Origin of the sequence: Streptomyces sp. CA-251247 (genome assembly GCF_050952975.1) — a bacterium.
Lineage (GTDB): Bacteria > Actinomycetota > Actinomycetes > Streptomycetales > Streptomycetaceae > Streptomyces > Streptomyces achmelvichensis.
Genome location: NZ_CP191861.1, coordinates 1,478,569 through 1,499,226 on the forward strand (window position 1 = coordinate 1,478,569; position 20,658 = coordinate 1,499,226).

21 protein-coding genes are annotated in these 20,658 nt (G+C 70.3%); 6 read left to right on the forward strand and 15 right to left on the reverse strand.

The window, feature by feature from the left end:
• Nucleotides 1-256 precede the first annotated feature (256 nt).
• The 7 genes from cbiE to ACQPWZ_RS06480 form a co-directional block, all read right to left on the reverse strand.
• Nucleotides 257-1,495: a precorrin-6y C5,15-methyltransferase (decarboxylating) subunit CbiE gene (gene cbiE / locus ACQPWZ_RS06450; protein WP_340472127.1), complete on the reverse strand. Its 1,239-nt coding sequence runs from the start codon at nucleotides 1,493-1,495 to the stop codon at nucleotides 257-259.
• A 121-nt stretch (nucleotides 1,496-1,616) separates the two neighbouring features.
• Nucleotides 1,617-2,252, reverse strand: a complete 636-nt coding sequence (locus tag ACQPWZ_RS06455) for a GNAT family N-acetyltransferase (RefSeq protein WP_340472128.1) — start codon at nucleotides 2,250-2,252, stop codon at nucleotides 1,617-1,619.
• A 259-nt stretch (nucleotides 2,253-2,511) separates the two neighbouring features.
• A complete protein-coding gene (locus ACQPWZ_RS06460) occupies nucleotides 2,512-3,339 on the reverse strand; it encodes a MetQ/NlpA family ABC transporter substrate-binding protein (protein ID WP_433570874.1) in 828 nt (275 codons plus the stop codon).
• Nucleotides 3,340-3,388: 49 nt separating this feature from the next.
• Nucleotides 3,389-4,216, reverse strand: a complete 828-nt coding sequence (locus tag ACQPWZ_RS06465; RefSeq protein WP_340472130.1) for a MetQ/NlpA family ABC transporter substrate-binding protein — start codon at nucleotides 4,214-4,216, stop codon at nucleotides 3,389-3,391.
• A 50-nt stretch (nucleotides 4,217-4,266) separates the two neighbouring features.
• On the reverse strand, nucleotides 4,267-4,998 hold the full coding sequence (locus ACQPWZ_RS06470) for a methionine ABC transporter permease (protein WP_340472131.1): 732 nt from the start codon (nucleotides 4,996-4,998) through the stop codon (nucleotides 4,267-4,269).
• On the reverse strand, nucleotides 4,995-6,035 hold the full coding sequence (locus ACQPWZ_RS06475) for a methionine ABC transporter ATP-binding protein (protein WP_405568471.1): 1,041 nt from the start codon (nucleotides 6,033-6,035) through the stop codon (nucleotides 4,995-4,997). The genes ACQPWZ_RS06470 and ACQPWZ_RS06475 overlap by 4 nt, the downstream gene beginning before the upstream one ends.
• A gap of 358 nt (nucleotides 6,036-6,393) precedes the next feature.
• Nucleotides 6,394-7,041 carry an HAD family hydrolase gene (locus ACQPWZ_RS06480; protein WP_433570875.1) on the reverse strand — a complete coding sequence of 216 codons (648 nt, stop codon included), beginning with the start codon at nucleotides 7,039-7,041 and terminating at the stop codon, nucleotides 6,394-6,396.
• Nucleotides 7,042-7,110: 69 nt separating this feature from the next.
• On the opposite strand from ACQPWZ_RS06480, the gene ACQPWZ_RS06485 reads away from it, so the two are divergent.
• Together ACQPWZ_RS06485 and ACQPWZ_RS06490 are read left to right on the forward strand one after the other, a co-directional pair.
• Nucleotides 7,111-7,470, forward strand: a complete 360-nt coding sequence (locus ACQPWZ_RS06485; RefSeq protein WP_340472134.1) for a hypothetical protein — start codon at nucleotides 7,111-7,113, stop codon at nucleotides 7,468-7,470.
• Between the two features lie 2 nt (nucleotides 7,471-7,472).
• On the forward strand, nucleotides 7,473-7,910 hold the full coding sequence (locus ACQPWZ_RS06490) for a hypothetical protein (protein ID WP_405568473.1): 438 nt from the start codon (nucleotides 7,473-7,475) through the stop codon (nucleotides 7,908-7,910).
• A gap of 43 nt (nucleotides 7,911-7,953) precedes the next feature.
• Here ACQPWZ_RS06490 and ACQPWZ_RS06495 read toward each other — a convergent pair whose 3' ends face one another.
• The 3 genes from ACQPWZ_RS06495 to ACQPWZ_RS06505 all read right to left on the reverse strand — a co-directional run bounded on the left by ACQPWZ_RS06495 (nucleotide 7,954) and on the right by ACQPWZ_RS06505 (nucleotide 10,328).
• Nucleotides 7,954-8,457 carry a GNAT family N-acetyltransferase gene (locus ACQPWZ_RS06495; protein WP_340472136.1) on the reverse strand — a complete coding sequence of 168 codons (504 nt, stop codon included), beginning with the start codon at nucleotides 8,455-8,457 and terminating at the stop codon, nucleotides 7,954-7,956.
• A 36-nt stretch (nucleotides 8,458-8,493) separates the two neighbouring features.
• The gene (locus ACQPWZ_RS06500) at nucleotides 8,494-9,063 is read right to left on the reverse strand and encodes a sigma-70 family RNA polymerase sigma factor (protein WP_433570876.1); all 570 of its coding nucleotides are present in this window, start codon (nucleotides 9,061-9,063) and stop codon (nucleotides 8,494-8,496) included.
• 113 nt (nucleotides 9,064-9,176) lie between these two features.
• Entirely contained in the window at nucleotides 9,177-10,328 is a 1,152-nt protein-coding gene (locus ACQPWZ_RS06505; RefSeq protein ID WP_383247117.1) for a glycerophosphodiester phosphodiesterase, read from the reverse strand.
• A 233-nt stretch (nucleotides 10,329-10,561) separates the two neighbouring features.
• Between ACQPWZ_RS06505 and ACQPWZ_RS06510 the strand changes: the two genes are divergently transcribed.
• Nucleotides 10,562-11,224, forward strand: a complete 663-nt coding sequence (locus ACQPWZ_RS06510; RefSeq protein WP_340477756.1) for a lysophospholipid acyltransferase family protein — start codon at nucleotides 10,562-10,564, stop codon at nucleotides 11,222-11,224.
• A 156-nt stretch (nucleotides 11,225-11,380) separates the two neighbouring features.
• On the opposite strand, the gene ACQPWZ_RS06515 is transcribed toward ACQPWZ_RS06510, so the two are convergent.
• Genes ACQPWZ_RS06515 through ACQPWZ_RS06525 form a run of 3 tightly spaced genes read right to left on the reverse strand, consistent with a single transcriptional unit; the run spans nucleotide 11,381 to nucleotide 14,845 of the window.
• Nucleotides 11,381-12,922, reverse strand: coding sequence for an MFS transporter (locus ACQPWZ_RS06515; RefSeq protein WP_340472139.1), 1,542 nt, complete (start codon nucleotides 12,920-12,922; stop codon nucleotides 11,381-11,383).
• Complete coding sequence (locus ACQPWZ_RS06520; RefSeq protein WP_327685167.1) at nucleotides 12,919-13,470, reverse strand: TetR/AcrR family transcriptional regulator; 552 nt, start codon at nucleotides 13,468-13,470, stop codon at nucleotides 12,919-12,921. The genes ACQPWZ_RS06515 and ACQPWZ_RS06520 overlap by 4 nt, the downstream gene beginning before the upstream one ends.
• Before the next feature lie 34 nt (nucleotides 13,471-13,504).
• On the reverse strand, nucleotides 13,505-14,845 hold the full coding sequence (locus ACQPWZ_RS06525; RefSeq protein ID WP_433570877.1) for a BTAD domain-containing putative transcriptional regulator: 1,341 nt from the start codon (nucleotides 14,843-14,845) through the stop codon (nucleotides 13,505-13,507).
• 159 nt (nucleotides 14,846-15,004) lie between these two features.
• Here ACQPWZ_RS06525 and ACQPWZ_RS06530 point away from each other — a divergent pair, with 159 nt between their 5' ends.
• Nucleotides 15,005-15,517, forward strand: coding sequence for a hypothetical protein (locus tag ACQPWZ_RS06530; RefSeq protein WP_340477757.1), 513 nt, complete (start codon nucleotides 15,005-15,007; stop codon nucleotides 15,515-15,517).
• A 62-nt stretch (nucleotides 15,518-15,579) separates the two neighbouring features.
• Here ACQPWZ_RS06530 and argH read toward each other — a convergent pair whose 3' ends face one another.
• Nucleotides 15,580-17,007 carry an argininosuccinate lyase gene (gene argH / locus ACQPWZ_RS06535; protein WP_340472141.1) on the reverse strand — a complete coding sequence of 476 codons (1,428 nt, stop codon included), beginning with the start codon at nucleotides 17,005-17,007 and terminating at the stop codon, nucleotides 15,580-15,582.
• A gap of 92 nt (nucleotides 17,008-17,099) precedes the next feature.
• A complete protein-coding gene (locus ACQPWZ_RS06540; RefSeq protein ID WP_327685163.1) occupies nucleotides 17,100-18,293 on the reverse strand; it encodes an argininosuccinate synthase in 1,194 nt (397 codons plus the stop codon).
• Nucleotides 18,294-18,458: 165 nt separating this feature from the next.
• On the opposite strand from ACQPWZ_RS06540, the gene ACQPWZ_RS06545 reads away from it, so the two are divergent.
• The gene (locus tag ACQPWZ_RS06545) at nucleotides 18,459-19,052 is read left to right on the forward strand and encodes a pyridoxamine 5'-phosphate oxidase family protein (RefSeq protein WP_356705992.1); all 594 of its coding nucleotides are present in this window, start codon (nucleotides 18,459-18,461) and stop codon (nucleotides 19,050-19,052) included.
• A 232-nt stretch (nucleotides 19,053-19,284) separates the two neighbouring features.
• The gene (locus ACQPWZ_RS06550) at nucleotides 19,285-20,652 is read left to right on the forward strand and encodes a ferredoxin reductase family protein (protein ID WP_433570878.1); all 1,368 of its coding nucleotides are present in this window, start codon (nucleotides 19,285-19,287) and stop codon (nucleotides 20,650-20,652) included.
• The last annotated feature ends 6 nt before the right edge of the window (nucleotides 20,653-20,658 follow it).

Here is a 20,658-nt window from a genome sequence, read left to right on the forward strand (position 1 = left end):
CAACAAGAACGAGCGGGTGCGCCGCGCGGCACGATGCCCCACGGACTCACAGCATTCTCGCGGCCGTTCGCGGCCATGGCACGGAGATCCGGCACGGTCCGCTGTGGGCTGCGCCACGTTGCGCGTCCCCCGGTTCCGACGTACCACATACCGGAGCCAAAGCGACCCCACTTTCCGGACATTGACGAACGAAGCGACGAACGGCCGGGCGCGGTACAACGATCGGCCAGCCTACCCCGCGGCCCTCGGCGGCGGGTCAGTGGGCGCGGTCGGGCTGCCGTCCGGAGAGCAGGAAGACGACGGACCGCTCCCGCTCCGCCCAGCCGTCGGGGTCCAGTTCGACGCTCTGCAGGAGCGCGCATTCGACGATGTATCCGCCGGCGGCGAGTGCCTCGCCGATCGCCTCGGCCTCGTCGCGGGTCGACGCGTGCGTGACGATGCGTTCCGGCCGCCGGTCGGCGCAGGCGGTGACGACGGGGACCCCGCCGCCCCCGATGCGGACGACATCGGGTTCGGGCAGCCGCTCCAGCACATGGGGTGCCCGAGCGTTCACGATCTGCATCTGGACGCCGGCGCGGCGTGCGGCCGCGTCGGTACGGGCGCAGTTGCGCGCGTCGGCGTCGACGGCGATCACCGCGGCACCGAAGCGGGCCGCCTCGGCGGCGAGGGCGCCGCTGCCGGAGCCGATGTCCCAGACGAGGTCGCCGATACGGGGCCCGAGGCGGGCCAGTTGGGCGGCGCGGAGCTGCTCCGACTCCCCCTCGCCTCCGCTCTCGCGGTCGTCGCCGTCCTGCGCGTAGGACTCGGTGGGCAGCGCCCAGCCGCGCGTCCCGGACGGGTAGCCGGGTTCGCGGCCCGCGATCCAGCCGCTGCCCTGGACGGTGGTGCTGCCCGTGCCGCCGATGACGATCACGACATTGGGGTCACGCCACACATGGTCGGCGGCCTTGTCGGAGGTGAGGACGGTGACCTGCTCGCGGTCGGTGCCCAGCTCCTCGCAGATGACGAAGGTGCGGTGGACGCCTTCCAGCAGGAGGGCGAGCTCGGCGGGGCCCGCGCCCGGCGAGGTGAGGACGGCGACCTTGGTGTGTGCGCGGCAGACGTTGACGGCGCGGCGCAGGGTACGGCGGTGGGCGACGACCACCTGGGCGTCGTCCCAGGGCATCCCGGCGCGGGCGAAGGCGGTGGCGACGGAGGAGACGCCGGGCACGACCTCGACCTCCAGGCCGTGCTCGGGGGCCCGCAGGGTGCGGACGACGCCGAAGAAGCCCGGGTCGCCGTCGGCGAGGACGACGGCGCTGCCGCGGTGGACCGCGATCCGCCGGGCGGCGAGGTCGACGCTGCCGAGCCGGATGCGCTCGGCGTCCCGTGGCACCTCCGGGAGCGCGAGATGGTGGGCCGCCCCGGCCACCAGCGTGGCGGCGGAGAGGGCGGACCTGGCCGCGGCGGTGAGGGGCGAACCGTCCCAGCCGATCACCGTGACGCGGTCGGCCATCGTCGTCAGTCTCCCTGGTGGTGTCGCAGGTGGTGCAGGGCGTGCCCGTACGGGCAGGCCGAGGCTACCTGGGGTACGCACCTACTGAATCAGCCGGGGCCCGGGCAGTTCCAGTCGGCGGTCAGTTCCAGTCGGTGAACGACGCGTAGCCGGAGTCCGCCAGCTGGTCCGTGACTCCTTCGAGGTCCTCGGACAGCAGGCTCCAGACGATCAGGTCGGTGCGGATGTCGGCCCAGCCGCCGTCGGCCGTCTGTGTCCGCGCTATCCAGGCGTTCCGCAGGACACCCTCGCTGATGCAGCCGATCTTCTGGGCGACCTGCTGGGAGGCGGTGTTGTCGGCGGGAGTACGCAGTTCCATGCGCTCGAAGCGCTGCACACGGAACAGCCACTGGGCTATGGCCAGGACGGATTCCGTGGCGTAGCCCTCGCCGCGCGCCCAGGGGGCGGTGACGTAGGCGACCTCGGTGGCGAGTGTGCGCCAGTCGGTGTTCCGCAGGTGCACCATGCCGACGAGCCGCTGGGTGAGGAATTCGGTGACGGCCAGGGCGATCCCGCGGCCCTGTGTACGTTCAGAAGGAGCGATCCTGCGCACCCAGCGCTCGGCGTCCGTCGTGGTGTACGGCTGGGGCACGGAAGTCCAGGCCGTGACCATCTCGTCGTTCATCATCTCGGTCAGCGCCGGGATGTCGGCCTCTTCGAAGGGGCGCAGCACCAACCGCTCCGTGCTGATGGACACGTCCGGGAAGGTGGTAGTCATGCGCGCTCCGTAACCAGGGGCCTGCTGAAAAGCCCAGCATGCAGCATGACGCGCCGGAACTGCACCACAGGGTCCCGCACTTGAGCACCGGGCGGGTATGCCGACGGGCCCCGCACGCCCGTGAGGGACGTGCGGAGCCCGCGGGACCGCGCCGGCCCGAAGCCCGGCTCCGGATCGTGCCGGGCTCTTCGCGTGCCCGGCCCGGGACCCAGGGCCGCTCGTTCGGCTCGTGCCGGGCTCGCGTGCCCGGCCCGGGGGTCTAGCCCGCGGCGGCCGGCAGGACGGAGCCCTTGTAGGTGTCCTGGATGAACTTCTTCACCTCGGGCGAGTGCAGCAGCGTGACGAGCTTCTTCACCCGCGGATCGTCCTCGTCGCCCTTCTTCACGGCAAGGACGTTGGTGTACTTGTTGCCCTCGGCGCTCTCCAGCAGCACCGCGTCCTTCTTGGGGTCGAGCCCCGCGTCGAGCGCGTAGTTGCTGTTGATCACCGCCGCGTCCACGTCACCGAGGACACGCGGCAGCTGCGCCGGCTCCAGTTCCTTGAACGTCAGCTTCTTCGGGTTGGACGTGATGTCCGCGGGACTGGCGGTGACGCCGGCCCCCTCCTTGAGCGTGATGACCCCCTGGGAGGCCAGCAGCAGAAGCGCCCGCCCCTCGTTGGTGGTCTCGTTCGGCACGGCGACGGTCGCACCCGCGGGCAGCTCGGCGATGTCGTCGAGCTTCTCGGCGTACACCCCCATCGGAGGCAGGTAGGCCTCGGTGACGGGGACGAGGTCGGTGCCCTTCGTCGTGTTGAAGTTCTCCAGGAACGGGGCGTTCTGGTAGAGGTTCGCGTCCAGCTGCCCTTCCGCGAGTGCGGTGTTGGGCAGGACGTAGTCCGTGAACTCCTTGACCTGGAGGTCCAGGCCCTCCTTCTCGGCGAGGTCCCCGGCGATGAAGTCGAGTACCTCACCGGCCGGCACGGCGGTGGCCCCGACGACGAGGGTCTTCGCGTCACCGCCGCCCTTGCCCGCTCCCGAACCGCACGCTGTCAGCGCCAGGGCGAGTGCCCCGGTCGCGGCGACGGCCGCGACGGCCTGCTTGCGCATGGTGTGCTCCCTGTCGTGTCGTACGGGCTGTGGTGGTCGTCCGGGCCGGTCAGACGGCGGGGACGACGGAGCCCTCGTACGTGTCCTCGATGAACTTCTTCACCTCGGGCGACTTCAGCAGCTTGGCGAGCTTCACCACGCGCGGGTCCTTCTCGTTGCCCTTCTTGACCGCGAGGAAGTTGCCGTACGGGTTGCCCTGGGCGGACTCGAGGACGAGGGAGTCGTCCTTGGGGCTGAGCTTGGACTCGACGGCGTAGTTCCCGTTGATCACGGCCGCGTCGACATCGTCGAGCGAGCGCGGCACCTGGGCGGCCTCGATCTCCTTGAACTGGATCTTCTTGGGGTTCTCGGCGATGTCCTTGGGCGTCGCGTCGTTGCCCGCGCCGGCCTTGAGCTTGATGACGCCGTTGAGGGCGAGCAGCTTCAGGGCGCGCGCCTCGTTGGTGGTGTCGTTCGGCAGCGCGACCGTGGCGCCGTTCTTCAGGTCGGCGATCTTCTTGACCTTGTTGGAGTACAGGCCGAGGGGCTCCAGGTGCACCGTGGCGACGGGCACGATGTGCGTGCCGTTCTTCTTGTTGAAGTCGTCGAGGTACGGCTTGTGCTGGAAGTAGTTGGCACCCACCTCACCGCTCTCGGTGGCCGTGTTCGGCGTCACGTAGTCGGTGAACTCCTTGACCTCCAGCTTGAGGCCGTCCTTCGCCGCGAGGTTGTCCTTGACGTAGTTCAGGATCTCGGCGTGCGGGACGGAGCTCGCGGCGACGACGAGCGGAGCGTCGGCATCGGCGGAGGAACCGGAGTCGGAGCCGCAGCCGGAGAGCCCGAGGGTGAGGGCTCCGGCGGCCAGGACGGCGGTGGTGATCTTGGCGGTGTTACGCACGAAAAGTGCCTTTCTCCATGGGTGGTACGACCCTGGTGGGGTCAAGGGGGTCAGGAAGTCTTGGTGGGTTCCGCGGCCGCGGTGGCGGGCTTGAGGATCCGCAGCCGGGGTGCCGAGCTGCCGCGTCCGCGCTGGTGCAGACCGCGGGCCGCGTAGTCGCCGGCGAACTGGATGAGGGAGATGACGACGGCGAGGATGGCCACCGTGATCCACATCAGTTCGGTCTCGAAGCGCTGGTAGCCGTAGCGGATGGCGATGTCGCCGAGTCCGCCCGCGCCGACCGTTCCGGCCATCGCCGAGTAGCCGATGAGCGCGACGATCGTCGTGGTGGCGCTGGAGATCAGCGACGGCAGCGACTCGGGCACGAGCACCTTGCGGACAACCGTCCAGGTGCTGCCGCCCATCGACTGCACGGCCTCGACCAGCCCGCCGTCGACCTCGCGGACGGCGGTCTCCACGAGCCGGGCGAAGAACGGGATGGCACCGATCGCCAGGGGCACGATGGCGCCCTCCCGGCCGATGGTGGTGCCGGTCAGCGCCTTGGTGAAGGGCATCAGCGCGACCATGAGGATGATGAACGGCATCGAGCGCGTGACGTTCACGATCTGGCCGATCACCTTGTTCAGCAGGGAGCTGCTGAGCAGGCCGCCGCGGTCCGTGAGGACGAGGACGACACCGAGCGGCAGTCCGCCGACGACGGCGATGAGGGTGGACCAGCCCACCATGTAGAGGGTGTCCCAACAGGCCTGCTCCAGCAGGGGCTGCATCTCCGACCAGGTCACTTGGCACCGTCCTTCACAAGTTCGCCCGCAACGGCCTCGTCGGCCACCTCGACCTGGAGTCCCTGCTCGCGCAGGAATCCGATCGGTACGACGTTCTCCTCGAACCGGCCGGGCAGTTCGATCCGCATCCGGCCGACCTGCCGGCCCGCGACGGTGTCCATCGCGGCTCCGAGGATCGAGATGTCGATGTTGTACGTGCGGGAGAGCTGCGAGATCACCGGTCGGGTCGCCGCCTCGCCGTGGAAGGTGACGTCGACGACCGTGCGGTCGAGGCCCGAGGCGTCGCCGCTGACCGGGAAGAGTGCGGCGGCCAGCTCGGAGCCCGGGGTGGCGAGCAGCTCGCTGACGGTGCCGGACTCGATGATGCGGCCCTGTTCCATCAGGGCGGCAGAGTCGCAGACCGTCTTGACGACGTCCATCTCGTGTGTGATGAGCAGGACCGTCAGGCCCAGCTGGCGGTTGAGGTCGCGCAGCAGATGGAGGATGGAGCGGGTGGTCTCCGGGTCGAGCGCGCTGGTGGCCTCGTCCGAGAGCAGCACCTTGGGGTCGCCTGCGAGGGCCCGGGCGATGCCGACCCGCTGCTTCTGACCGCCGGAGAGCTGGCTCGGGTAGGCCTTGGCCTTGTCGGCGAGGCCGACGAGGTCGAGGAGTTCGAGCGCCTTGCGGGAGCGTTCCCGGCCGGAGATGCCGAGGATCTCCAGCGGCAGTTCGACGTTGTCCTGCACGGTGCGCGAGGACAGCAGGTTGAAGTGCTGGAAGACCATGCCGATACGGCTGCGGGCTTCGCGCAGCTGCTTGCCCGCACGCGGTCCGCGGCCGGCGAGAGCGGTGAGGTCTTCGCCGGCCACGGTCACGGTGCCGGCGGTGGGGCGCTCCAGGAGGTTCACGCAGCGGATGAGCGAGGACTTGCCGGCGCCGCTCTGGCCGATGACGCCGTACACCTCGCCCTCCTCGACGTGGAGATCGACGCCGTCCAGGGCGGTGACCTCGCGTCCTCGCGAGCGGTAGACCTTGGTCAGGCCCGTAGTGGTGATCACAGGGATGTCCGTCACTGTCGAGTGCACGGCAGGGGTGTCGCCGGGCACGGGGCATTCACATTCGGAAAGCGGCACGGATTCGTTCCGGAGCACGGAACGGGAAAAGTGCGCGGGGGCAGGCGTGGTCCATGGCTATGGACGCGGCGTCTGCGGTCTCACTTCGGGGCGCGAAACAACGGCAGGGGCCCTCAGAAGGCGCACATTCGACACATACAACGAGCACCGGGCGTCGTGATCGCCTCGGTCGCAAGGGTGCGGCTGCTCGTCGTGGTCATGGCGGCAAGTAAACCAGACCGTCACACCGGACGATCACAGCTGTCCGAATAGCGGACAGCCTTGATACGGAAAATGGACGGGGTCACTCCGCTGCGATGATCTCCAGGCCGGCCCCGCTGACCTGCGCAGACACCGCCGACAGATCACGGACGACGACATCGGCCAGCAGCTCGGTCGCCTCGTGCGTTGTGGTCAAGGCCACGGTTCGCATACCGGCGGCCCGCCCCGCGGTCAGTCCCGCCGGGGCGTCCTCGAAGACCACACAGCCCTCCGGCCGCACCCCGAGCCGGCGCGCGCCGAGCAGAAAGGGTTCCGGGTCGGGCTTGCCACGGGTGATGTCGTCCGCGGCGATGAGGTTCTTGGGCCGGATGCCGACCTCTTCGAGCCGGGCCTCGGCCAGCCGCCGCGTCGCGGAGGTGACGACGGCCCAGCGGTCGGCGGGCAGGCTGTCCAGGAGTTCGGCGGTGCCGGGCAGGAGCACGACTCCCCCGGCGACGTCCTCGACCTCCAGCTGCTCGATACGGGCCACGGCCTCGGGGACCACGGCGGCGGGCAGCAGGTCGGCGGCTATCTCCACGGCGGGACGGCCGTGGAGCTCGACGCGGGCGAAGTCCTCCGCGGTGATGCCGTACTCCTGCGCCCAACGGGTCCAGCAGCGGTACACCGACTCCATCGAGGAGACGAGGGTTCCGTCGTTGTCGAACAGCAGGGCTTCGGCGGGGATCTTCATGGCCTTGACCCTACGGGGCGCACCGGGGCCGCTCGCGTCGGGCCTTTTGGCCCGTAATACGCTTCCGCCATGCTTGACGCCCTGACGGTCGCGGTCGCCGTGACCGCGCTCGCTCTCGCCGCCTGGTGCGGCTTCGCCGCCTATCGCGATCAGCCCACCAAGGACTGGCACTTCATCGGCATGGCCGTGGTGACCGTCCTCGCGCTGGCGCAGCTGGTGGTGGGCATCGTGTTCCTGGCGCGCGGGCAGGAGGCGCACGAGGGCAACACGATCTTCGTCGCGTATCTGATCGGCTCGTTCCTCTCCGTCCCGGCCGCCGGGTTCCTGTCACTGACGGAACGGACCCGCTGGGGCTCGGCGACCGTCGCGGCCGGGGCCGTGGTCCTCGCGGTACTCGAAGTACGGCTCTACGACATCTGGGGAGGCTGACGATGGCCGAGCCCGTCACCGGCGAGAAGAACGGCCGGCAGGAGCGGACCAGGCTGGTCCAGGGCCCCGGACTGCTGCTGGTGTGGCTGTACGGAGTGATGTCGGTCGGCGCGGTGTCGCGCTCGGTCTACCAGATCCTCACCGACTTCGGCAGCGCCCCGCTGGCGCATGTGCTCTCCGCCGTCGCCGCCGTGGTGTACGCGTTCATCACCTACACCCTGGTCCGCGGCGGGGAGAGAGCCCGCAGGGCGGCGCTGGTGTGCTGCGCCGCCGAGCTCGTGGGCGTCCTGGTCGTCGGTACCTGGACGGTGCTGGAACCGTCCGCCTTCCCCGACTCGACCGTCTGGTCGGAGTACGGCATGGGCTATCTCTTCATCCCGGTGCTGCTGCCGGTCACCGGAATGCTGTGGCTGCGCCGCTCACGCAGGCAGCCCGTGTAGGGAGTGTCCGCCGCGGACACGGCCCGGACGGGCTGCCCGGGCATCAGGCGCTGGCGACGAACTCCCGTGCCACCGCTTCCTTCTGGAGCGTGACCAGCGTGAGCCTCGGGCCCACCTGCTCGCTGGAGACCTGTACATATCCACGGCTGCGGTAGAGCCGCAGGTTGCTCTCACTGCGGTGGCCGGTGAACAGCTGGAAGCGCTTGGCCGCGGGTTCCGCGGCGAAGCCCTTCTCGATCGCGTCGAGCAGCCGGCCGCCGAGACCGTGGCGCTGCATCCGCGGGTGCACGATGAGTTTGGCGATCCGGGCCGTCCCCTCCTCGTCGACCCGGCCGCGCACGGAGGCGATCACCTCGTCACCGAGCCTGGCCACCAGAGCGTGGCCCTGGTCGATCTCGGCCCGCAGATCGTCGAGTGACTGGGTGAGAGGCTCGATGCCGTAGTCCCCGTAGAGCTCGGCCTCGGCCTGGTAGCACAGATACTGCAGCTTGAGGATCTGCTCCGCGTCCTGTGCTCTCGCCGCTGAGATGGTCACGCTCATGCCCATGTGCGCACGCCTCCCGCTCACCTGTCCGCCGGTTGTCTACCGCTCCTTTCCCCCATGTTCAGGAGCTGCAACCTCTGTCGTGAGCATTCTGCGCAGGCATCCCAGGCAACGGGAACGCATCGGCCCCAGACTTCCTTGTGAGATACCCAACTCCCCTGCGATTTCCTGGTAGGTGGGGTCCTCGGGCGACAGCATCGCAGTCAGCAGTCGCGGGCAGTTTCCAGGAGTGCGGGCCACGGCGGCCCGCAGAGTGCGGCGGCGTTCGGCGCGCAGCGCCGCCCGTTCCGGTCCGCCGGCCGGATCGGCCGGATCGGCCGGATCGGCCGGATCGGCCGGATCGGCCGAGAACTCTGCGCCGTACGGACGCTCCCGTGCGGCCGTCCGCCGGGCGCGCCGGGCCTCGGCCCGTACGGCGGACCTGACCCAGCGGGCCGCGTCCGGCGGTGGTCCGTCGCCGTCGAGCAGTTCGAACAGCCGCACCCACACGGCCTGTTCCAGATCGCCCGCGTCCATCGCCGCACCGAGCGCCTCGGCCGTCGCCTCCGCGCTCACCAACGGGCGCAGAGCGCTGACGACATGGGCCGCGGAGTCATCGAGAAGCGTCATGCCCGGCGGGACGCGCCGCGGAGCGGCGACGGTTGCCCCGCCGGCGCACAGTCACTCGTACGGACGGACAGGGCCTGCCCCCGCCGTACGCAGGGGCAGGCCGGTTCCCCGGGTCAGCCGCGGAAGTCCGCGGCGGCCAGCAGTCCGGTGTCGGCGTTGTCGGTGAAGATGCCGTCGATGCCGGTCTCGAAGTAGACCTTGAACGCACCGAACGCGTCACCGTAGGCGTTCGGGTCGGTGCCGCGCCGGAAGTCGGCGGGCAGGAAGCTGTTCTCGTTCCGCATGGTGTACGGGTGGAGGATCAGGCCCTTGGCGTGGGCGTCCCGCACCAGCGTCGTCGTCTTCGTGAGCTTGCCGTTGGCGTCCCTCGGGATGATGAGGTCGACCCACGGGCCGATGCCCTGGGCGAACGACGCGATCCACTTCAGGCCCTCGGGCTTGACGAGATCGGCGACCGTGCGCGGGTCCCCCGCCGTCACGAAGTCCCAGGGGCGGGTGTTCGCGGCGTCGAACAGCACCACGCGCGGCGAGTCGACGAGCTTCGCCATCCGCTGCATGCTGCTCGGCTCGAACGACTGGAGGAACACGGGCGAGTTGCGGCGGTCACGCCCGTAGCGGCGCAGCAGCTTGGCGAGCCGCTCCTCCAGCCCGAGGCCGATGCCCCGGAAGTACGTGGGGTGCTTGGTCTCGACGTGCAGCCACACCGGCCGGCCACGACGGCGGCCCTCGGTCTCGGCCCAGCGCAGCACCTCCTCGAAGGTGGGCACGGCCCAGCGGCCGTCGTAGAGCGTGTTCTCCTGCCGGACGGCCGGGATCCGCTCCTTCGCACGGAGCGTCTTGAGCTCGGCGAGCGTGAAGTCCTCGGTGAACCAGCCCGTGAGGCTCACCCCGTCGACACTCTTCGTCGTTTTCCGCGCGGCGAATTCGGGATGGTTCGCCACATCCGTGGTACCCGTGATGTCGTTCTCGTGACGGCATACGAGATGACCGTCCTTGGTGGGCACCAGGTCCTGCTCGATGACGTGCGCGCCCATGTCGAGCGCCAGCTGGTACGAGCCGAGCGTGTGCTCGGGCCGGTAACCACTGGCGCCGCGGTGGGCGATGACCGTCGGGTACGGCAGGTCCTTGTATCCGCCGTGACCGCCGTGCCGTTCGGCGGCCCCGGACGGCGTGGCGGTGGCGCCGACACCGAGGGCTGCCGTGCCGAGTACCGCCGCTCCGAGAACAGTCCGGCGAGCCGGGCTTCCGTCCGAACCCTGCGTCATCGAGGTACCTCCATGTGATGTCCCGCACCTGTCGCGAGTCGCCCGATCGTAGGCAGCTACGCCTTACATACGGCAGACCCTGGACGAACGCGCCGGAAACACACGTCAACACTGCGTATCCGCTCCGTGAACCCGATGTGCGGTGGAGACAAGCCGCGAGTATCGTCCTCACCTGCACAGACTTGGCCGTCCACTACCGTCCGTCCCTGAGACCGGAGGACCCGTTGTCCCGCTTGTCGCTCATCAAGGCCGTCCTAGGACCCTTCCTGCGCCTGATGTTCCGTCCACGGGTGGAGGGCACGGAGAACATTCCGGGCACCGGTCCTGTCATTCTCGCCGGGAACCACCTGACGTTCATCGACTCGATGATCCTGCCGTTGGTGTGCGCCCGTCCGGTGTACTTCATCGGCAAGGACGAGTACGTGACGGGCAAGGGACTCAAGGGCCGGGCCATGGCCTGGTTCTTCACGGGCTGCGGGATGATCCCCGTCGACCGCGACGGCGCCAACGGCGGAGTGGCGGCACTGATGACGGGACGGCGTGTACTGGAGGAGGGCAGGGTCTTCGGCATCTACCCCGAGGGCACCCGCTCCCCCGACGGCCGGCTGTACCGGGGCCGCACCGGCATCGCCCGGCTCACGCTGATGACCGGCGCGCCGGTGGTCCCGTTCGCGGTGATCGGCACGGACAAGCTCCAGCCGGGCGGCGCGGGCCTGCCGCGTCCGGGCCGGGTAACGATCCGCTTCGGCGAGGCGATGGAGTTCTCGCGGTACGAGGGCATGGACCGCGACCGTTATGTGCTGCGGGCGGTGACGGACTCGGTGATGACCGAGGTCATGGAGCTGTCGGGCCAGGAGTACGTGGACATGTACGCCACGAAGGCGAAGGCCGCCTAAGAGCGCCGAGGCTTCCGGGAGCGCTGCGAACCGCACGGTGGCAGGGCGCCGTTGACCGGGTGAGCCGACTGCCGCACGACGTACGACGACGGGCCGGGACCTGATGGGGGTCCCGGCCCGTCGCCGTACGTCCGTGCTGCACGCAGTCGTCGTGCGTCAGTGCTCGATGCCGCTTTCGAGGCGCTGGCCGCGCAGCAGGAACCACGCCGCGAGCGCCGTCGCGAACAGCACGGCCGAGCCCACCGCGCCCGCCACGTGGAAGCCCTCCGTGAACGCGTTCTGCACCGAGGCGAGCAGCGCCTCGCCCTGGTGCGCGGGCAGCCCCTCGGCCACCTCCACGGCGCCGCCGAGCGAGTCCCGGGCCGCTTCCGCCGCACCGGCCGGTACGCCCTGCGGGACGGTGAAGTCCCGGTAGACGCCGGTCACGACGGTGCCCAGCAGGGCGATGCCGAGCGCCGCGCCCAGTTCGTACGCCGTCTCGGAGACGGCCGACGCGGCGCCCGCCTGCTCCTTGGGCACCGTGGACAGGATGACGTCCGCGGTCACGGTGAACGCGAGTCCCGCACCCAGTCCGCCGACGAACAGGGCCACCCCGAGCATCAGCGCGGAGGTGTCGGCCGTCAGCAGCGTGCAGGCCGCGAGGGCCAGACCGACGGCCGCCAGGCCCGCCGAGACGGCGCTGCGCACGGAAGCGCGGCGCGCCGCCCAGCCGGCGAGCAGGCCGGCGCCCACCGCTCCGATCGCCGCCGGCAGTTCGATGAGCCCGGCCTCCAGGGGCGAGCGCCCCTGGACGAGCTGGAGGAACTGCGAGAGGAAGAACACCAGGCCGGACAGGCCGAGAATGGTGAGCAGGTCCGCCAGTACCGCGCCGGAGAAGCCCTTGTGGTGGAACAGGCGTACGTCCAGAAGTGGCGAGGGCAGCGTCAACTGCCGTCGTACGAACCAGACGAGTGCGGCGATACCGATCACCGCGGCCCCGCACGTGTCCGGGCGCAGGCCGTGCACGGTCGCCTCCTTGACGGCGTACACGACGGCGACGATGCCGATCAGCGAGAGGGCGACGCTGATGAGGTCCCAGGGGCCGGGGTCGGGGTTGCGCGACTCGGGGAGCAGCTTGATGCCGACGACCACCAGCACCGCCATGACCGGCAGGTTGATGAGGAAGACCGAGCCCCACCAGAAGTGCTCCAGCAGGAATCCGCCGACGACGGGCCCGACCGCGGCGCCCGCCGACGCGGCGGCGCCCCAGATGCCGACCGCGACGCTGCGCTCCTTGGGGTCGTGGAAGATGTTGCGGATCAGTGCGAGCGTGGAGGGCATCAGCGTGGCACCGGCGATGCCGAGGAGCGCGCGGGCCAGGATCATCATCTCGGGGCTGGACGCATAGGCGTTGAGCACCGACACCGCGCCGAACGCGACCGCGCCGGTCAGCAACAGCTTCTTGCGGCCGATGCGGTCGCCGAGGCTGCCCATGGAGACGAGCAGGCCGGCGATGACGAACGAGTAGACGTCGCCGATCCACAGCAGCTGGGTGCCGGACGGCTTCAGGTCCTCGCTGAGGTAGGGGGTCGCGAGGCCGAGCACGGTGGCGTCGACCGCCACGAGCAGCACCGCCAGGACCAGGACCGACAGGGCGAGCCACCGGCCGGGTGCGCGCACGGTCTCGTGTGCCGTCGCCCGCTGGTCGGTTGTGCTCATTTCTCCACGCTCCGTCGTGCGCCGCCGAGCAGCAGCTCGGCGATCATGAATTGGTAGTCCTTGCCCGCGACCCGGCCGTCCTGCACGGCCCAGGCGCACGAGCCGATCAGCCCGTACAGCGCCTCGGTGAGCCAGGCAGGAGTGAGGTCGATGCGGAAGTCGCCCTCGTCCTGCCCGCGCCGGAACAGCGCCGAGACCCGGGCGTCGAGCCGGGCCCAGCCCTGGTTGATCTCCTCGCCCTCGAACAGCTGGTTCTCGGTCACGAGGAAGGCGAGCAGTCCTGCACTCGGCTCGGTCGCGGCGATGAGCCGGCGCAGCGCGTCGGGAGCCGGCCCCTCCGCGAGGCGGGCCGCGTCGAGGGCCGTCTCGAACTCGCGGATTCCGAGGTCCTCGAGCGCCCGCACGAGCGCCTCCCGCCCGGCGAAGTGCCGGTGCAGGGTGGCGCGTCCGATGCCGGCGGCCCTGGCAACCTCGTCCATCGTGGACGTCGCCTTGCGGGAGAGGAGGCCGGCGGCGGTCCGCAGTACCTGCTCACGATCCACTGTCATGAGACAAGCATAAACCATATGAGACACCATTGTCTCATTCCCGGGTCGGATGCCCCTTTCCGCAGGTGCCGAGGCTGCACCACCGGCGGCGGCCGCTCTCGTCGAGGAAGAGCCAGCCGCATTCTTCGCCGGGGCAGGCGCGGATCAGGAACCGGCGGGGGTCGGCGAGCAGTTCGGCGGCGCTGTGGGCGACGGCCCAGAGCGGGAGGCGCAGCCCGGCGCCGGGAGGGAGCCGCCAGCGGCCCAGACCGTCCTCGCCCCGGACGAACACCGAGGCCTTGGCCGCCTCCTCGGCCACGGCGGCCACCGCCGTGAAGGCGCGCCCGTCGTCCGGCGCGGTCAGGCAGGTGTACAGCCGGCCGCGGAAGTCCCGTGCCTCCTCCAGCGCGGCGGCCGCCTCGGCCGGGTGACGGCGCGCCTGTTCCAGCAGCCGGGACACGAACCGGTCCTCGGCCAGGTCCAGATGTCCGGCCCAGACGGCGAGGGTCGAGTAGCCGCGCAGCCACTCCGAGCCGGGAAGCTCCGGCCCGCCCCAGCCGGCGTAGGTGTTGCAGAACTCCAGTGCCGGATGACCGCTCGTGTTCCACGGCAGCCATTCCTCACCGACGCGTACGGCGTAGACGGGCGCGGGCGGGCGGTCCAGACGGGGATCCGCCCGGAGCATTCGGTCGTGCAGGGTGCGCAGCCCGCTGCCCGGTTCGACGCCGAGCTCGGCGACCAGGAACCGGCGGGTGCCGCGGTACAGCGCCAGGGCATCGCCCTGGCGGCCGCCGCGGTACAGGGCGGTCATCCGGGCGGCGACGATCCGTTCGCGATCCGGGTGCTGCTGGGCCGGCAGCGCCAGATCGGCGACGACGCTCTCGTGCAGCCCCATGGCGAGCTGGGCCTCGGCCCGCTGCTCCAGTGCGGACAGCCGCAGATCGTCGAGCGAGCCGCCGATGCGCTCGCGCAGCCGGGGCCCGGCGACGTCGGCGAGCAGCGGGCCGCGCCAGAGCGCGAGTGCCCGGTCGTGCAGACGCACCCGCTGTGCGGGGTCCCGCGTGGCGGCGGCCTCGCGGACGAGGAGGACGAACTCGCGCGCGTCGACGACGTGAGTGTCCGGCTCGACGGCGTAGCCGTCGTGACGGGTCTCGAGGCGCAGCCCGTACGGCGCGAGCGCGGCCCGCAGCCGTCCGATGTAGGTGTGCACGGTGCCGCGTGCGGACGCGGGCGCGCCACCGTCCCACAGGAGGTCGATGAGCCGGTCGGTGGTCACCACGGCGCCCGCCTCCAGCAGCAGGATCGCCAGCAGACAGCGTTCCTGGCGACGGCTGCCCACCAGGACCCGCCGGCCTTCGTGGTGGGCCTCGAACGGCCCGAGCAGGTGGAACTCCATGAACCGCTGAGCCTAGCCGGGCGGTTCGGCGCCGCCCAGACGTCTTTCGACGGTGGTGAGAGTGTGGTCAGCGGCCGGGGAGATGGTGGCCGGGTCTCGATCCCGCTTCCTCGCGGATCTCACCGAGCTCACGGAGTGACCATGCGAACTGCTGTTGCCGTGCGACGAACTGCCCTTGCGTTGACGGCACTTGCCACCACGCTGCTGGGCCCGGCGGCGGTCGCGTCGGCGGCGGAGACCGCCCCCGGCTGGGAGCCGGCGCCGTCCCCGCCCTTCGATCTCGCCGCGGGCGTGCGCTGCGACTTCCCGGTCCACGGCGAACCGCTGGTCGACGAGGTGGTCCGGCGGATTGTCGAGCGGCACCCGGACGGCTCGCCGAAGCGGGTGGCGTACAAGGGCGATCTGGTCGTCCGGGTCACGCACACCGGAACCGGTGACTTCTACGACGCCGACGTGAGCGGCACGGCCCTCGTCGACCACCGCACCGACGGCTCCCAGTTCTGGTCCGTCCTGGGCCCGGTACTGGTCGGCGTCGGCGAAGGGGGCGGCAATATGCCCCGCAGCCTGTATGTCGTCGACGGGCTCTACACCATGGACATCAGCGCGACCGGCCACAAGACGGTCACCATGGTCCACGGCACGAGGACCGACATCTGCGAACAGATCGACTGACCGCGGACCGGCGCGTGCGCGTCGGGCGGCCGGCTGTCCGGCCGGCCTCCCGACGCCAGTGGTCAGCGCTTCGCCCGCGCCCACGCGTGCTGGATCACCAGGTCCGCCTTCACCTCGGACAGCTGCGTGGCCACCGCCGACGGCGCCGTACCGCCGCGCCCGTTCCTCGACGCCAGCGCCCCGGGGACGTTCAGCACACCGCGCACCTCGGGGGTCAGATGCTCCGAGATCTTCGCGAACTGGTCGTCGGTCAGCTGGTCCAGTTCGATCCCCTGCTGCTCGCACTCCTTCACGCACTCGCCCGCGACCTCGTGCGCCACCCGGAACGGCACGCCCTGCCGGACCAGCCACTCCGCGATGTCCGTCGCCAGGGAGAAGCCCGCCGGGGCCAGTTCCTCCATCCGCTCGCGGTTCACCGTGAGCGTGGCCATCATGCCGGTGAACGCGGGGAGCAGGACCTCCAGCTGGTCGCAGGAGTCGAAGACCGGCTCCTTGTCCTCCTGGAGGTCGCGGTTGTACGCGAGCGGCAGCGCCTTGAGCGTCGCCAGCAGGCCCGTGAGGTTGCCGATGAGACGCCCCGACTTGCCGCGCGCCAGCTCCGCGATGTCCGGGTTCTTCTTCTGCGGCATGATCGACGAGCCGGTGGAGAAGGCGTCGTGGAGCGTGACGAAGGAGAACTCCTTCGTGTTCCAGATGATGATCTCTTCCGCGATGCGCGAGAGGTTCACGCCGATCATCGCGGTGATGAAGGCGAACTCCGCCACGAAGTCACGCGACGCCGTGCCGTCGATCGAGTTGCCCGCCGACCCGTTCTCGAAGCCGAGGTCCTTCGCCACCGCCTCCGGGTCGAGCCCGAGCGAGGACCCGGCGAGCGCGCCCGAGCCGTACGGGGACACGGCCGTCCGCTTGTCCCACTGCCGCAGCCTCTCCGCGTCCCGGGAGAGCGACTGCACATGGGCGAGGACATGGTGGGCGAACAGCACGGGCTGGGCGTGCTGAAGGTGCGTACGGCCGGGCATCGCGACGTCGGGGTGCGCCTCGGCGAGGCCCACCAGCGCGTCCTGGAGTTCGGCGACGAGGCCGCCGATGATCCGGGCGTGGTCGCGCAGATACATCCGGAACAGCGTCGCGACCTGGTCGTTGCGCGAACGGCCGGCGCGCAGCTTGCCCCCGAGGTCGGGGCCGAGCCGCTCCAGCAGGCCCCGCTCCAGCGCGGTGTGGACGTCCTCGTCGGCGATGGTGCCGACGAACGACCCGTCCGCGACGTCCGTCTCCAGCTGGTCGAGCCCCGCGAGCATGCGCGTCAGCTCGTCCTCGGTGAGCAGCCCCGCCTTGTGGAGCACCCGGGCGTGCGCGCGGGAGCCGGCGATGTCGTAGGGCGCGAGGCGCCAGTCGAAGTGCACCGACGCGGACAGCTTCGCCAGCGCCTCTGCCGGGCCGTCGGCGAACCGGCCGCCCCAGAGCCGGACGTCACCGTTGTTGCTGCTCACAGCTGAAGCTCCTCAGGAGGATGGATGAACCACTGCCTCCCCGCCGCGGAGGTACGGGGAGGCAGATGTCGCGTGCACGGGGATTCAGGGAATCAGGCGAGGTCGCGCTTGGCTGCGATCTTCGCGGAGAGTCCGAAGAGCTCGATGAAGCCCTGCGCCTTCGACTGGTCGAACGTGTCGCCCGAGTCGTAGGTGGCGAGGTTGAAGTCGTACAGCGACTCCGTGGACTTCCGGCCGGTGACGACGGCGCGGCCGCCGTGCAGCGTCATCCGGATGTCGCCCGTCACGTGCTGGTTGGCCTCGTTGATGAAGCCGTCCAGGGCGCGCTTGAGGGGGGAGAACCACAGGCCGTCGTAGACGAGCTCGCCCCAGCGCTGCTCGACCTGCCGCTTGTACCGGGCCAGCTCACGCTCGACCGTGACGTTCTCGAGCTCCTGGTGCGCGGTGATCAGCGCGATCGCGCCCGGGGCCTCGTACACCTCACGGGACTTGATGCCCACGAGCCGGTCCTCGACCATGTCGATCCGGCCGATGCCCTGGCCGCCGGCCCGCTCGTTGAGCTGCTGGATGGCCTGGAGGACGGAGACGGGCTTGCCGTCGATCGCGACCGGGACGCCCTCCTTGAAGGAGATGACGACCTCGTCGGCCTCGCGCTGCTCGGCGGGGTTGGAGGTGTACTCGTAGATGTCCTCGATCGGACCGTTCCAGATGTCCTCCAGGAAGCCCGTCTCGACGGCCCGCCCGAAGACGTTCTGGTCGATGGAGTACGGCGACTTCTTGGTGGTCGCGATCGGGAGCTGCTTGTCCTCGCAGAAGGCGATCGCCTTGTCCCGGGTCATCGCGTAGTCACGGACCGGGGCGATGCACTTCAGCTCGGGGGCGAGGGCGACGATGCCGGCCTCGAACCGCACCTGGTCGTTGCCCTTGCCGGTGCAGCCGTGGGCGACCGTGGTGGCGCCGTGCTTCTTGGCGGCGGCGACGAGGTGCTTGACGATCGTCGGCCGGGAGAGGGCGGAGACCAGCGGGTAGCGGTCCATGTAGAGGGCGTTGGCCTTGATCGCCGGCAGGCAGTACTCCTCGGCGAACTCGTCCTTCGCGTCGGCGACCTCGGCTTCCACAGCACCGCAGGCGAGCGCGCGCTTGCGGATGACGTCCAGGTCCTCGCCGCCCTGGCCGACGTCCACGGCAACGGCGATGACCTCGGCGCCCGTCTCCTCGGCGATCCAGCCGATGGCGACGGAGGTGTCCAGACCGCCTGAGTAGGCGAGTACGACGCGCTCGGTCACGGGTTTCTCCTTACGATGCATTCGGTGATGGGCATAAGTATGCAAGGCACCGTATGTTTTGTCAACGCGGCCCCCGCGGGGCCGGGGCGAAGGCGCCCACAGCGGTGCGTACCGGTGCATGAGACGGCCGGACAGGATGATCGACCACAGCGGACAATCACCCGTATGGGACAGCGCTACGCACGGATAGACGGCCGTATCCGCACCTTCATCGAGCAGCAGCCGGTGTTCTTCACCGCCACGGCGCCCCTGGCCGCCGACGGGCACGTCAACCTCTCCCCCAAGGGGCGCAGCGGCACCCTCGTCGTCATCGACGAGCAGACCCTCGCCTATCTGGACTTCGGCGGCAGCGGCGCCGAGACCGTCGCCCATCTGCGGGAGGAGGGGAACGGCCGGATCACGCTGATGTGGTGCGCGTTCTCCGGCCCGCCGAAGGTGCTGCGGGTGCACGGCACCGGGGAGGCCGTGTTCCGCGACGATCCCCGCTGGTCCGCGTACATCGGCCACTTCACGGAGGTCGATGGGCCGTCCGCCCGCGCGATCGTGGTCGTCCACGCCCGCCGTATCAGCGACGCCTGCGGCTTCGCGGTGCCCTTCATGGACTACCGGGAGGAGCGCACCCAGCACGCGGAGCACTTCGGCCGGAAGACGGACGAGGAGTTCGCCGCGTACTGCGCGAAGAAGGACCACGTGGGGGTGAGCCTGGACGGGCTGCCGGCGCTGCCGCTGCCTCTCGCGGCCCGTACGGACACCGTCTGAGGCGGGACACCGCCTCAAGGCAGGGGCGCGGGCGGCCCGGTCGGCGCCCCGGTCCGGACGTTCGTGGCCGCTGACCGCAGAACGGGACCACCACCGGACGCACGGCCCCACACGTTACCGACGCCCGCACCCGCGTCACGGCAGAACCCGGAACCCCGCCGGTTGAACTCCCGCCGCTCCGCATCCGTATCCAGGTACGCGAACGAGGCGCAGCCGAGGAGCAGTCGTGACGATGTTGCAGAATGGTCGGGCCGCCAGACGCCAGACCATGCGGGCGATCCGGCCCCAGCGTGACCCGGCGGTGGTGTTGTTGGCCATCGCCTGGGTCGGGGCGGCGGCCGTGCTGTCCCTGTGGTGGCAGAACACGGCCGTGGTCCACATGGACACCGCCGAGTGGCTGGTCGGGGCCGGCAGGATCACCGGTCTGCTGGGCGGATACATGATCGCGCTGGTGGTCCTGCTGATGGCGCGCGTTCCCGCGCTGGAGCGGCGGGTGGGTTCCGACCGGGTGACGCGATGGCACGCGATGAGCGGCCGCTATGCGATCTGCCTGATCGTCACCCATGTCGTGATGACCGTGTGGGGCTACTCCGTGCAGGCCGACACCGGTGTGGTCGAGCAGACCGTCACCGTCGTCGTCGACTTCCCCGAGATGATCAAGGCGACGATCGGCACCGGTCTCCTGCTGTTCATCGGCTTCGTCTCGGCCGGCATGGTGCGGCGGAAGATGGCGTACGAGACCTGGTACTACCTGCATCTGCTGACGTACGTCGCGGTGTATCTGACCTTCTGGCACCAGCTCGCCACCGGGGCCGAGTTCGTCGCCGACTCCACAGCCCGCACCGTCTGGTACGCCCTGTACGGGGCCGTCGGCGCGCTGCTGCTCTGGTACCGCGTGCTGGCGCCGGTCCGGCTGAATCTCTGGCACCGCATGCGGGTCGAGTCGACCGTGGACGAGGCCCCCGGGGTGGTCTCCGTACTGATCAGCGGGCGCCGGCTGCACCGGCTCGGCGCCGAGGCGGGGCAGTTCTTCCGCTGGCGCTTCCTCACCAAGGGCCTGCGCTGGAGCGCCAATCCGTACTCGCTCTCGGCCCCGCCCCGGCCCAATCTGATGAGGATCACCGTCAAGGCCGTCGGCAAGCACAGCACGGCGCTGTCCCGGCTGGAGCCGGGGACCCGGGTCTGGGCGGAGGGTCCGTACGGCGCGATGACCGCCGGCCGGCGCAGCCGCAACAAGGTGCTGCTGATCGCGGGCGGCGCCGGGATCACCCCGCTGCGGGCGCTGTTCGAGACGCTGCCCGGCGGGCCGGGGGATCTGACGCTGCTCTACCGCGCCAGCAAGACCCAGGACCTGGCGCTGTGGAGCGAGCTCAAGGAGATCGCCCGCAACCGCGACGCACAGCTGATGTACGCCGTGAACGGTCCGGACGGTGCCCGGCCCGAGATCACCGCCGAGCGGCTGAAGGAAGTCCTGCCCGACATCGACAGTCACGACGTGTACCTCTGCGGACCGCCCGGTCTCGCCGAGGAGTCCTTCCAGGCACTGCGTGAAGCCGGAGTGCCGTCCCGTCGCATCCACCACGAGTCCTTCGAGATGTGAGGCCGT

Bases quoted from the DNA above. Each gene is read 5' to 3' on its own strand.
- cbiE (WP_340472127.1), bottom strand. From the start codon at position 1,495: ATGGCCGACCGCGTCACGGTGATCGGCTGGGACGGTTCGCCCCTCACC.
- ACQPWZ_RS06455 (WP_340472128.1), bottom strand. From the start codon at position 2,252: ATGACTACCACCTTCCCGGACGTGTCCATCAGCACGGAGCGGTTGGTG.
- ACQPWZ_RS06460 (WP_433570874.1), bottom strand. From the start codon at position 3,339: ATGCGCAAGCAGGCCGTCGCGGCCGTCGCCGCGACCGGGGCACTCGCC.
- ACQPWZ_RS06480 (WP_433570875.1), bottom strand. From the start codon at position 7,041: ATGAAGATCCCCGCCGAAGCCCTGCTGTTCGACAACGACGGAACCCTC.
- ACQPWZ_RS06485 (WP_340472134.1), top strand. From the start codon at position 7,111: ATGCTTGACGCCCTGACGGTCGCGGTCGCCGTGACCGCGCTCGCTCTC.
- ACQPWZ_RS06490 (WP_405568473.1), top strand. From the start codon at position 7,473: ATGGCCGAGCCCGTCACCGGCGAGAAGAACGGCCGGCAGGAGCGGACC.
- ACQPWZ_RS06495 (WP_340472136.1), bottom strand. From the start codon at position 8,457: ATGGGCATGAGCGTGACCATCTCAGCGGCGAGAGCACAGGACGCGGAG.
- ACQPWZ_RS06500 (WP_433570876.1), bottom strand. From the start codon at position 9,063: ATGACGCTTCTCGATGACTCCGCGGCCCATGTCGTCAGCGCTCTGCGC.
- ACQPWZ_RS06505 (WP_383247117.1), bottom strand. From the start codon at position 10,328: ATGACGCAGGGTTCGGACGGAAGCCCGGCTCGCCGGACTGTTCTCGGA.
- ACQPWZ_RS06515 (WP_340472139.1), bottom strand. From the start codon at position 12,922: ATGAGCACAACCGACCAGCGGGCGACGGCACACGAGACCGTGCGCGCA.
- ACQPWZ_RS06520 (WP_327685167.1), bottom strand. From the start codon at position 13,470: ATGACAGTGGATCGTGAGCAGGTACTGCGGACCGCCGCCGGCCTCCTC.
- ACQPWZ_RS06525 (WP_433570877.1), bottom strand. From the start codon at position 14,845: ATGGAGTTCCACCTGCTCGGGCCGTTCGAGGCCCACCACGAAGGCCGG.
- ACQPWZ_RS06545 (WP_356705992.1), top strand. From the start codon at position 18,459: ATGGGACAGCGCTACGCACGGATAGACGGCCGTATCCGCACCTTCATC.
- ACQPWZ_RS06550 (WP_433570878.1), top strand. From the start codon at position 19,285: ATGTTGCAGAATGGTCGGGCCGCCAGACGCCAGACCATGCGGGCGATC.